12 protein-coding genes are annotated in these 11,593 nt (G+C 48.6%); 5 read left to right on the top strand and 7 right to left on the bottom strand.

Annotation, left to right across the window (positions count from 1 at the left end):
• The first annotated feature begins 21 nt into the window (after positions 1 to 21).
• Entirely contained in the window at positions 22 to 435 is a 414-nt protein-coding gene (gene tnpA / locus K7B67_RS23375; protein ID WP_252178245.1) for an IS200/IS605 family transposase, read from the top strand.
• On the opposite strand, the gene dcuC is transcribed toward tnpA, so the two are convergent.
• On the bottom strand, positions 401 to 1,297 hold the full coding sequence (dcuC, locus tag K7B67_RS23370) for a C4-dicarboxylate transporter DcuC (protein ID WP_252178244.1): 897 nt from the start codon (positions 1,295 to 1,297) through the stop codon (positions 401 to 403). The two genes, tnpA and dcuC, sit on opposite strands and share 35 nt — an antisense overlap.
• A 263-nt stretch (positions 1,298 to 1,560) precedes the next feature.
• Entirely contained in the window at positions 1,561 to 2,895 is a 1,335-nt protein-coding gene (locus tag K7B67_RS23365) for a UPF0149 family protein (protein ID WP_252178243.1), read from the bottom strand.
• A 293-nt stretch (positions 2,896 to 3,188) separates the two neighbouring features.
• On the opposite strand from K7B67_RS23365, the gene nrdD reads away from it, so the two are divergent.
• The 4 genes from nrdD (at position 3,189) to nrdG (ending at position 7,391) form a co-directional block, all read left to right on the top strand.
• A complete protein-coding gene (nrdD, locus tag K7B67_RS23360; protein ID WP_252178242.1) occupies positions 3,189 to 5,156 on the top strand; it encodes an anaerobic ribonucleoside-triphosphate reductase in 1,968 nt (655 codons plus the stop codon).
• Positions 5,157 to 5,242: 86 nt separating this feature from the next.
• Positions 5,243 to 5,458: a hypothetical protein gene (locus K7B67_RS23355; RefSeq protein WP_252178241.1), complete on the top strand. Its 216-nt coding sequence runs from the start codon at positions 5,243 to 5,245 to the stop codon at positions 5,456 to 5,458.
• Entirely contained in the window at positions 5,455 to 6,906 is a 1,452-nt protein-coding gene (locus K7B67_RS23350) for a sodium:solute symporter family protein (RefSeq protein ID WP_252178240.1), read from the top strand. The genes K7B67_RS23355 and K7B67_RS23350 overlap by 4 nt, the downstream gene beginning before the upstream one ends.
• Positions 6,903 to 7,391: an anaerobic ribonucleoside-triphosphate reductase-activating protein gene (gene nrdG / locus K7B67_RS23345; RefSeq protein ID WP_252178239.1), complete on the top strand. Its 489-nt coding sequence runs from the start codon at positions 6,903 to 6,905 to the stop codon at positions 7,389 to 7,391. Before K7B67_RS23350 ends, nrdG begins: the two co-directional genes overlap by 4 nt.
• Positions 7,392 to 7,450: 59 nt before the next feature.
• Here the strand turns inward: nrdG and K7B67_RS23340 are convergent, their stop codons facing one another.
• The 5 genes from K7B67_RS23340 to K7B67_RS23320 form a co-directional block, all read right to left on the bottom strand.
• On the bottom strand, positions 7,451 to 8,278 hold the full coding sequence (locus K7B67_RS23340; protein WP_252178238.1) for a hypothetical protein: 828 nt from the start codon (positions 8,276 to 8,278) through the stop codon (positions 7,451 to 7,453).
• A 157-nt stretch (positions 8,279 to 8,435) separates the two neighbouring features.
• On the bottom strand, positions 8,436 to 9,119 hold the full coding sequence (locus tag K7B67_RS23335) for a zinc metallopeptidase (RefSeq protein WP_252178237.1): 684 nt from the start codon (positions 9,117 to 9,119) through the stop codon (positions 8,436 to 8,438).
• A gap of 217 nt (positions 9,120 to 9,336) precedes the next feature.
• Positions 9,337 to 9,600, bottom strand: coding sequence for a hypothetical protein (locus K7B67_RS23330; protein WP_252178236.1), 264 nt, complete (start codon positions 9,598 to 9,600; stop codon positions 9,337 to 9,339).
• Positions 9,601 to 9,618: 18 nt separating this feature from the next.
• Positions 9,619 to 10,437 carry a carbon-nitrogen hydrolase family protein gene (locus K7B67_RS23325; RefSeq protein ID WP_252178235.1) on the bottom strand — a complete coding sequence of 273 codons (819 nt, stop codon included), beginning with the start codon at positions 10,435 to 10,437 and terminating at the stop codon, positions 9,619 to 9,621.
• Positions 10,438 to 10,512: 75 nt separating this feature from the next.
• Positions 10,513 to 11,445 carry a DMT family transporter gene (locus tag K7B67_RS23320; RefSeq protein ID WP_252178234.1) on the bottom strand — a complete coding sequence of 311 codons (933 nt, stop codon included), beginning with the start codon at positions 11,443 to 11,445 and terminating at the stop codon, positions 10,513 to 10,515.
• Positions 11,446 to 11,593: the final 148 nt, after the last annotated feature.

Genomic DNA, 11,593 nt, shown 5'->3' with positions numbered 1-11,593 from the left:
TCTATTATACAATTGGTTACTATGACTAAATCAAGTATTAAAACTCTAAATCACTGCACTTATGCACTTTCATACCATTTGGTTCTTGTTACCAAGTACCGGCGCAAAGTATTGTCTGATGCAATGGTTAAACGCTTTAAAGAAATGGCAAAAGTGCGTTGCGAGGCGTGGGGAGGGGAGTTGATAGAGTGTGAGTCGGACAACTGTGATCATGTTCATTTATTGATAGAGCTGCCGCCAACTGCTGCACTGTCGGATTTTGTTAATGCTTTGAAGACGGGAACAAGCCGGATCTTACGAAAAGAGTTCGGTGAACAGTTGTCGAGGTTTTATACAAAGCCCGTTTTATGGTCGAGGTCTTATTTTGTGAGCAGTACAGGTGGTGCAAATATCGATACCGTCAAGAATTATGTTGCGTCCCAAGGGCAAGGCTAGCGCCTTGCTCGCTATCCCCCTCCACCCTATTGCTTCGCAAAAGGATGGAGAACCCCGCGACTAATGTTGGAAAAACCAGCAGCAGAACAAAAGGAATCATAGGCAGCAGGGCATAAATAACCGGAGCTTGCGGCTTCTCTTCCTCATCACTTTCACCGTCGTCAGTAGCGCCGACATGGTCAGCCGCAATGTAACCGGCTTTAAGATCACAACGGCGCTGCCAGAAGAAGTGCAGGGCAGCCGTCATCAATGCCATGGGAATGGTCACCCAGGCTTGATAACCGAGGAAATATTCGGCGATATCCATGCCCGCCTGACTGGCTGCAAAGTTAGCATTAACCTGGGTCACACCAATCTCAAAAGCAGCGGGCGAGGCACAGACAGCAGCCGCTGAGGCAGGACTCAGGCCAATGTTTCGCAACACCGGATAGAGTGTCACCATCAACAATAAGCCCAGACCGGTGGCTGAAGTCACAAACATCTGAAGAACGACACACACCAGGTAGACCAGCGACAGCACCAGATAAGGAGACTTGAAGCCGCGAATGGGCTTAACCGCCAGTTTCACCAATGCTTCAGAAGCGCCAATATGGGACATGTAAGAAGCAAAACCGCCACAGGCCATAATGGTCAGGCCCAGGCTCGCCATTCGCATACTGAATACACCATTCATAAGTTCGAACAGGTCAAACGGTGCAAAACCGGTGGTTTTATCGGCAGGAAGAATATCTGAAATACCCAGCCAGGCTGCGGCACCGAGCAGTACCATACCCGCGATGGCTAATGTTGCAGAAGCACTGAAGTTTTTGACAATGCCGTAAACAACCAAGGCTACGACAGGTATGACTATGAGAATATCCATGCATCTCACCCCAATAATTATACAATTCGGGGGTAAGAGTATTTTTTGTTAATAGGTGAATAATTGACCTGAATCAATTTGAATAAATATTGTACAAACAATATTTTTCACTATTCGCAAATACCCTTTAGACATTGCGGATATTAATCCAAAGTCTTCTATCTTATAGGCAGGATTACTTTAGTATTCGCCGTATGCATTCCCACGCAGAGCGTGGGAACGAGGGGCAACTGCTCCGGGAGTCTCAAAGGAATTCGACTGGATCAAGCGCCACAGCACTTTTTATATTTCTTACCACTGCCACAGGGACAAGGGTCATTGCGACCAATTTTGGTCACAGAAACCGGATCGGGCGTGTCCATAATAGCATCCCAGCGGGTACTTATTCCCAAGCCAAGGGAAGCCAGTTCTCTTGCCACAGAAGGCACGGCAGAGAGCATCTTCTCAATGTTCGGCCCCCCCGGATTTTTAGCTTTCTCCAACAGCTGTTCAGGGTTAGACCAGACGCTCAGGAGAATAGTGCAGGCCGTCCAGGATTCTTCCAACTCTTTCATGGCCTTATGCTGGAAGACTTCTTCCCAGAAGTTCACCAGCATGACATTGGCTTCACCAAAACCTTTGGACCACTTTTGAAGATTCGGGAACCGTTCATCTTCTGGTGTTTCTGACAGACAGTCTTCAGGAATAATATCCAGTCCCATCTCAATAGTGCGCTCAATGGTGCCGTAAAGATTAAACACTATACGATGAGCGTCTTTTTCCTGCTGTTCATCGGTAAAAGCCGGTGCTTCACCAAAGATTTTTTTAAGCCAGCGGTTAGGTGGAACCTGCTGAGGCGAGCCCCAGATACCAAACAGAAAACCTTCCACTTCCTGATAGGACATCTGGCCGTACTCAGACAGTATCGTTTCCAACATTTCCCTCTGGGTCTGGTCAAAACGCCAGTCAGGAATAAAGGAGCGGGTTTCTCTCAAACCCAGCTCAATCTCCACGTCTTCAATATCACCTTGAACCTCACGATCCACTTTGCCGCGCTCAAACGCCTCGCGAATGGCGTTAGCCGACTCTTTACCGCGCAGATCCGTCAGGGCACTGACCAGGGCCGTATTCAGATAGGTTTCATCATCTTCCCTGTCTTCCAGAAGCTGCTGAAAGCCCGCCACTGTTTTTTCACGATCCACTTCGTGATAAGTGACATTCCAGCGCAAAGCCTCTATGGCGAGATCCCGGGCATCTTCATTTTCCTCGACATTGCTGGCAATGCTCCAAAGGCGATCAGTAGCCACTGCGCCAAGACGGCCGACCGCAGAAGGCAGATACTCGGCTATCACAAAGTGTTCATCCTCCTTGTAGAACAGCTCCAGCAGAGGCTCTACCGCCTCTTTTGCCTGTAGAATACCGAGAACCCTCCAGGCATGAACGGGAGACCAGATGATATCGGCATCGTCATGATCAAATAAGGTCCAGTCCTGAGCCAGCTTCAGTAGCTCCGGGACATGCGACTCATTAAATTCAAAACGGCTGTAATCCGTCCAGTCCTGCCAGTCGCAGTAGCCCAGGCCGAGAAGTTCAGAAATAGGAGAGGTGTAGGGACTCATGGAATTATCCGAAGCTGATCCGTATAGAAAGGCTGGCAATCATAGTAGATCAGTTCAGCTAATCCAAGATGATCAGCTCACCATCAGGCCAGCCTGCAGCCCGCAGAAAAACTAAAGATCTGAAGTACAACTCGTATTTACTTGATAATTAACATCGAAAACTATCGGTCTTCACGGATAATAGGCGTCAAGACAACACTATATATTGTGCTTTCCTGCTGCCAACACCACCACCTGATGAGATCAAAAGGCAGCCCCACCTCACTTATTTCTGTTTTTCGGAGTTATACCGGATGACCGACATCATCAAGCGCGATGGCTCTCGACAGCCATTTGATACACCTCGTATTGCCAGAGCCGTAGCCAGTGCCTTGAATGATGACCAGATCAGCGATGCAGCTTTTGCAGAATCTTTCGAATCCAGCAATGCCCTGAGCCGGGAAATCATGAGCATCATCAATCAGGACAACGAACAACTGCTCAATGAAAACGCCAATAAAGACAGCAAGATCATCCCCACTCAAAGAGATCTGCTGGCCGGTGTTGTCGCCCGGCACTACGCCAAGCAGCACATTCTGCCAAAACACATAACGGCAGCCCATGAGCGGGGGGAGTTGCATTATCACGATCTGGATTACTCACCTTTCTTCCCCATGTTCAACTGCATGCTGATCGACATCGAAGGCATGATGACCAACGGTTTTCGGATGGGGAACGCCGAAATTGAAACGCCTAAATCCATCACCACGGCAACCGCCATCACAGCCCAGATCATTGCCCAGGTTTCCAGTCATATATACGGCGGCACCAGTATTAATGAAATTGACCGTATCCACGGGCCTTATGTCACCAAGACGTTCGAGAAACACCTTGAAGAAGGCCTGCGCTGGATTGATGACAAGGCAAAAGCCGAAGCTTATGCCATGGAGAGGACCGAAAAAGACTGTTTTGACGCCTATCAGGCGCTGGAGTATGAAGTTAATACTCTGCACACCGCCAACGGACAAACGCCCTTTGTCACCTTCGGCTTTGGTCTGGGCACCAGCTGGCAGGAAAGACTGGTTCAGAAGTCCATTCTCAAAAATCGGATAAGGGGCCTTGGCCGCAACGGCAAAACACCGGTCTTCCCAAAACTGGTCTTTGCTATCCGTAAAGGCGTCAACTTCGCTAAAGACGATCCCAATTATGACATCAAGCAGTTAGCCCTGGAGTGTTCCAGCAAGCGTATGTACCCGGATATTGTCAACTATGACCAGCTGGTTGACGTTACGGGCAGTTTTAAAACACCTATGGGCTGTCGTTCATTCCTGAGCACTTATGAAGAAAACGGACAACTCGTTCATGACGGCAGAAATAATCTGGGCGTGGTGTCTCTGAACCTTCCCCGCATTGCTATCGAAAGCGACAATGAAGCGGACTTTTTCAACCGACTGGATCAACGCCTGATGCTGGCTAAAGAAGCCCTGATGACCCGTATCCAGCGACTGGATAACGTCAAAGCCAGGGTGGCCCCGATTCTCTATGTAGAAGGCGCCTGTGGTGTCAGGCTGAACCCGGAAGACAATGTCAGTGAAATATTCAAAAACGGCAGGGCGTCTATCTCCCTGGGTTATATTGGCATCCACGAAACGATTCATGCGCTCTATCATCAGGGTGATATCTACGACTGTGAAGTACTTCGTCAGAAAGGTCTGAATATCGTCCAATACCTTGATAAAGCCGTCAGCCAATGGAAAGCAGAGACCGGCTATGGCTTCAGCCTTTACTCCACACCCAGCGAAAGCCTGTGCGACCGTTTCTGCCGATTGGATCGTAAAGAGTTTGGTGTGATTGCAGGCGTTACCGACAAAGGCTATTACACCAACTCTTTCCACCTGGATGTTGAAAAGAAAGTCACGCCCTACGACAAGATCGACTTCGAAATGGACTATCCGGCTTACGCCAGCGGTGGTTTTATCTGTTACGGTGAGTACCCCAACATGATCCACAATCTGAAAGCCTTGGAAAGCGTCTGGGACTACACCTACGACAAAGTGCCTTACTACGGTACAAACACGCCCAACGACGTCTGTTATAGCTGCAATTATGAAGGCGAGTTTCACGCTACAGCCCGTGGTTTTGAGTGTCCTCAATGCAAAAACAGGAATTCCGCAAGAATGTCTGTGACCCGCAGAGTCTGTGGCTATCTGGGCCAGCCTGACAGCCGGCCCTTCATAAAAGGTAAGCAGGAAGAAGTCATTCGTCGGGTAAAGCATCTATGATGAATCTGATGTAAGGGTCTCTCGGGAGGCCCTTTTATTGCTGTGCTATATTTCTCTGTCTATTGCCGAGTTTTGACAGGCTGTTTATGAAAAATAAACCCCTGCGAACAGCACTTCAGCTCCTGATGTTCTCACTGTTGATCCTTTCAGTGCCCTGGTACCGAACGCCCGGCGCTACTCCAAAAATCTACCTGGGAATGCCCGATTGGGTCGTCCTGGCGCTGTCCTGTTACATACTGGTGATTTTTATTAACCTGCTGCTCTGGGTCAGCAGGGATGACCCGCCGGAGCCTGATCCATGAGCCTTTCATTGTGGCTGATTCTGGCCTACTTTCTGGTATTGGTTCCCCTGAGTATCCGAGCCAAAAAAGCCAGCCTGAATGATGATGCGGAAGACCACTATCTGGCCAGTCGCTCCCTGGGCTTTTTCGTGCTGTTTTTGACGCTCTATGCCACGGCGTTCAGCGGCAATACTCTGGTGGGCTTTACCGGACAGGCCTACCTTAATGGTTTTCACTGGGTGTTAACCGTCGGTTTCTGGGCCGGCATTGTTACCAGCTTTCACTTTCTGGTTCCCAAGTTACGCCCCATCTCGGTACAACACCAGTTTGTCACACCCGGTGACTGGATACGCTTTCGATTTCAAAAAGATCGCACCGTATTGCTTCTGCGAAGAGCTTTGGCGATCTGTCTGTGCCTGACTCTGGCCAACTTTCTTTTCGCCCAATTGAAAGCAGCCGGTGAAATCATGGCAACTATCACAGATGAAGCTATTCCATACAAATCAGGTGTCGTATTGTTCGCTTTGGTCATATTGCTTTATGACTCTATTGGAGGATTAAGAGCTGTTGCCTGGACGGATGTTTTCCAGGGGATGATGATGTTTATAGGCTCCATTTTTCTGATTGTCTGGATGATTGAAAACAGCGGTGGCCTGACAGCGCTGGGGGATGGCGTCAGCCGACTTCGTCCAGAATCGATGATTGTACCGGACAGCAGTGATCAGCTTCGCTGGCTCAGCATTATGCTGCTGGGATCGCTATCCATTGTCGTTTACCCACAGACCCTGCAAAGAGTGTTTGCTTCTATTGACACAAAAACCCTGAATAAATCCCTTGCTGCCCTGGGTGTTATCGGACTGTTCACGAACCTGGTTGTCCTGCTGGTGGGTTGGTGTGCCATCTCACTGTTTGCCCATACTGAGATCCCTAATGTCGACCAGGTCATGCCCATGCTGCTTGAACAGTGGGCCGCCAGCGGTTCGTGGAATGCATTTGCCGCCGCTATTGTTCTGGTGGCTGTTCTGGCAGCCATTATGTCCACTGCCGACTCGGTTCTGCTCTCCCTGATTTCGATGCTGAGACACGATATCCCTGAACATTCTGAGCGACAGGGACTTCGGCGGGATTATATTATTGCTGTCGTCGTTATGGGCGTCATTACTCTCTGCGCCCTGAACAGGGATATCACACTCTGGCGATTGATCGTTATCAAGCTGGAGCTATTGGTACAATGCTTCCCTGCTTTTGTTATTGCCCTGCACCTGCCAAAGATTCGCTCAGGTGCCGTGCTTTGCGGCCTGATTACCGGTGTCGTGATTGTATTCACAGCCATTACTCTGGGCATGAAAGAGCTTTGGGGGATCAATATCGGACTGATTGCCCTGGCCGCTAATCTTCTTGTGTTAACCCTGGTCTTTATGATCCAGTCCAGAACTTCCGGACTGCCTGACTCAGAAACCCGCCTATGAATTACCAGCAGTATTACCCACTTGATGTCGTCAATGGTGAAGGCACCCGGTGTACTTTGTTTGTCTCTGGTTGCGAGCACTTCTGCAAAGGTTGCCATAACCCTGCTACCTGGGACGCCAGCAAAGGCCAGCCTTTCGATCAGGCGATGGAAGACCGGATTCTCAAAGACCTTGGCGACCCCCGGATCCACCGGGATGGTTTGTCATTATCGGGAGGCGACCCACTGTTTCCGGAAAATCTTGCGGCTATTCTGCATCTGGTAAAAAGAGTCAAAGAGGAGCTGCCAGACAAAGACATCTGGTTATGGACCGGCTACACACTGGAAGACCTTACCCCTCAACAGAAACGCATTATTGAATTTGTCGATGTGCTGATTGATGGCAAATACCAAGACAGTAAACGTGATTTATCGTTAGCCTGGCGGGGCAGCTCGAACCAGAGAGTGATTCGGCTGAAACAGGATGACCTGGAAAGATTGCAATAGGTTCTGGCATTGTCACTGCTGGTTTATCGACTCAGGTCAATACAACACCTTCTGGGTGCTCAGCTGGCATCATCATCGGTCTCAAATAGTTTTTGATTAGGATCTAGGTCGAAGTAATCAGGAACAGATTCATATTCTTTCTTTGGCTGTATGTTCTTCACACACTCGCTTTCATCCTTCGGATCGCACGCTTCATTAGAATCCGGCTTAAAAATTTCAGCAGCAAATTCACATTCCTCGTTTGACAATAATTCTCTTAGCATCTGATTTTCTTCCTCCTTGTCGGAAATGTTCCTCTTCATTTCAATGTTCTGACGCTTCAGATAATAATTCTCATTTACAAGGTCATCCGCTCTTTCGTTCAGGCTCTTCAAAAGAGCGTTTTTCTTTGCTCTGCTGTTTCGAGCAGTCAGCATGTTCTTCTCCCTTCTTTTTTCAACTGCTTCTGCACTTTTAACCTTTACCTTCCTTCTACTGGCTGCTGCGGATGAAGAAGGCCCTGGATTCCAGGAAAGATATTCTGTTTTGACTCGTACGTCACAAGCTACCTGAACAGGTTGATCAAGTCGGCCGACAGTTCTGGGGCTACAATCCGTCAAGCTATTGCCTGTTAATGGGAACGTCTGCGGAAAAACCCATAATTTTTCTTCTGCAGGAGGCTCCGGATCCGGGGGGACGTAAGAAGTTGCCACTCTTTCCAGAACAGGTTGTTCTTCCATGGTCGTTAGAGTATCAGTGGATTGCTGCGAAAGTATGGAATAACAATGATCGAGCTCCACAACTCTGCATTTTGCACCCGCCATATTAGTTGTATCCTTACTGCCCTCAGCGTCTTTTGTAGACACAGGGCTCAATGAAGAAGTGTTCGGAGTCGAAGGTATATCCATTGTCGTTGTTCCTGTAAATTCCATGACTGATAAAACCTAGACACTCTCCGTAATGGAATGTTCCGTTTCTGACAGTAAATCTGACAACTCTGTTAGTTGGGTAGCTGTTTCCTGAAGGGGCTTGTTGGCCGGCCAAATCTGGCGCAGCGCCTCTAATTCACCGCCTCAGAATAGCAATCCAGCGGCCAAGATTAAGCAGGCTGCCCAGTGCTGCTGCGACATAAGTCATGGCAGCCGCTTTTAATACCTTTCTGGCAGCGGGCATATCGTTTTCTGAGAGGTAACCCTCTGCCAGAATGGGCAGGGCTTTTTTAAAGCTGGCGTCCAGTTCTACAGGAAGATTGACCAGTTGCACCCAGATAGCCGCAAGCATACCGGAAACACCGATCAAAACCGTCAGCAGGACACTGTGGGGAACCCGGGTCAGGGCAAAAACCAGCGGGGTAATCATCAACGCCATGGCACTGAAGCGCTCTATGTTCATGGCAAGACGTATCCGCCTCTGGCGCAGCATAAACCCGGCATCTTGCTCTTGGTGTTGCAGCGCATGACCGGTTTCATGGGCTGCAACTGCCACTGCTGAAACTGAACGGCCATCGTAGTTTTCCGGGGAAAGTGAAATCAGCCACTCTTCCGGGCTATAAAAATCCTCTCCCTGGTTGCCTCTGACAACCTTTACCCCCTCAAGGCCAAAACGCTCCACAAGGTGTTCAGCCAACTCACCGCCGGTTCCCTGAAGATCCGGACGATCACCGCTGTGCAGCCTGAGTGTTCGCTTCACCCAGACCTGGGGACCAAACACCAATGCAAGAATCAATAACCCCAGGATGACAAAGACCATTCCATGTTCTCCAATCCATTGACCAACCGTTAAAAAATGGCCTGTTCACGAACCACATCGGCGAGTACTTTCAGTACGATCAGGGCCAGGATCAACTTTGGGGCCCAGTGCATATTTTTTACATCTTTTAAGAATTGCAGCATGTTTTTCAGCTCATCAATTACGCGGCTATCAATTACGCGACCAATTATACGACTATCAATTATACGACAATCACTTAACCCGTCATCCAGGGAGTATCAGGCAGTTTATCGAGATTCTGTTCATATCTTTTCAGATTAAACGCCGCGCTGTTTTGAATCACATCGATAATCTCAACAGAGAGCGCGCAGGCAATGTAGTCCATGGCTTCCTGTCGTTCCATGCCGGTCATAGTGAGTCTGAGCAGAGTCTCCTTAACCCTTGTGGGATTATTCTCCGTCAGCTGGTTTTCAACAATTTCCAGCAAATGTGCCTCGGTGACCAGGTCGTCATCACTCATGGTGGTTTTCCAGTCGATTTAATGGGGTAATCCTAGCGTTTTCGTCCATTGATTGGCAGTAGTGGAAATCACCTCAACTTCACTTTCCAACGCCACTCCCAATACGGTTCTGACCGTTTTATGGTTGATGTTCATATCCAGTGACTTAAGCTCTTCACTCGCCCCCAGGGACATCAGGCTATTGCCAGCCGGGTCGATGACCTGACTTTTGCCGCAATAGAACCCTTGGATGCCCTGGATATTTTCTTCACCAATCCGGTTACAGGTGGCCACATAAAGACCATTCTCTATCGCTCTGGCTCGGGCAATGTGAAGACTTTGTTCACCACCAAAGTTGGCAGGGTGCAGCAAAACATCCACTTTCTGACGGACGTACTCCCGAACAATCTCGGGAAACCAGAGATCAAAACAAATCACCACACCAAAGCGAACGCCCTGATGTTCAAACACCAGAAGATCCTGACCTCTTTTAAAATATCGCTTATCAATGTTGGTGCTGGAAATCTTACGATACACACCCATGACTTCTGAAGCAGATACCACCGCCACCGAGTTATAGAGGTTCGCCCCTTGTTTCTCAGCAAAACCCGCCACCAGGATGGTATTGAATTCAGCCGCCATCAACTGCAATGCCTGAAGCGTCGAACTGTTATCCACAGGCTCACCCAGCTGAAAAATCTCTTCCGCTTCGGCAAAGAGGTAACCTGTGGAAAACAGCTCAGGAAGCAGAACCAGATCACCGACAGACGACGTCTGTTGCAGAAGTTGTCGAAGGTTCTGGAGATTGTCCTGTTTATTTTTATAACTGACTCGCAGCTGGGCAACACTGATCTTCACACGGTACTCCGCTCTTTCAAGGTGGAAGGTTTAAGATAACAGCCGGAGTTCAGGCTAAAAAGCCCTACCCGTTATTTAACCTGGTCTGTCTGTTGAAGAATATTTCCTATTGGTGATCCATAGTCCTGCAAAGATCAATCCTGCCCCCATCAGGTGATACTGATAAAGCGTCTCTCCAAGCATGGGGATAGCGAGCACGGCGGAAAATACAGGGATCAGGAAGTTAAACATGGCCGCCGTGTTTGCCCCCAGCACAGACACGCCAAAATTCCATGACATATAAGCAATCAGTGAAGCAAAAAGAACGGCGTAACTGATTAGATAAAGTGCTTTCAGACTAACGGTAAAGCCACCTTTTATGGATAGCTCCCAGAGGTAAAAAGGCAAGAGGATGATCACTCCAATCCCTATCAGCGTGGTCAATAGTTGAGCTCCGGATACCGGCAGTTCAAAACGTTTAAGCAAAACCGTATAACAACCCCAGCAGCAGGTAGCGACAAACATAATCATGTCTCCCCTGCCAAAATTCAGACTGGCCAGTGATGACCATTCTCCTTTACTGAAAATCGTCAGTAGCCCGGGAATGGCCATTCCCATACCAAACAACTGCCTTTTTTTAGGGAATATGTTCAACAGAGGAACCGCCAGAATCATGGTAATAACTGGCAGAGCTATTTGTATCAGGGCCAGACTCACCGCCTGTGTGGACTGCGCAGCAATATAGAGCAGTGTGTTAAAACAGGTGATACTGAAGAATCCCAGAACCAGCAATTGATAACGACTCTGAAAGATCACCTTTCTCTGTTTAATCAGCTGCTTGCCGGTAAACGAAAAAAGAATCACAAAAGCCAGGGCCCAGCGCCAGAATGACAGCGCAACAGGAGGAATGTCTCCCACACTCATGCGACCTGCAACAAGGTTCGCGCCCCAACAGAAAGTCGCTAACACCAATCCAGTTATTGCCAGAATATGAGGCTGAGCCCGCAAACGGGTGATTTTTTTTCTCAAGATACTGCTCCAGAAAATCGGCCTACTGTCTTTTAAATCACGAACATTGCAACTATTGTAAAATGCATTCTGGAAGCTTCCATACCCGCAAGGTAGACCACTTTAGGAGCAGCGTCATCTGTCGAAAAGTTTTTCAGCTGTTTAAACA

Origin of the sequence: Endozoicomonas sp. 4G (assembly GCF_023822025.1) — a bacterium.
Taxonomy (GTDB): Bacteria; Pseudomonadota; Gammaproteobacteria; order Pseudomonadales; family Endozoicomonadaceae; genus Endozoicomonas_A.
Note: the sequence above shows the minus strand (reverse complement) of the source record. Positions and strands in the feature narration are given on the sequence as shown.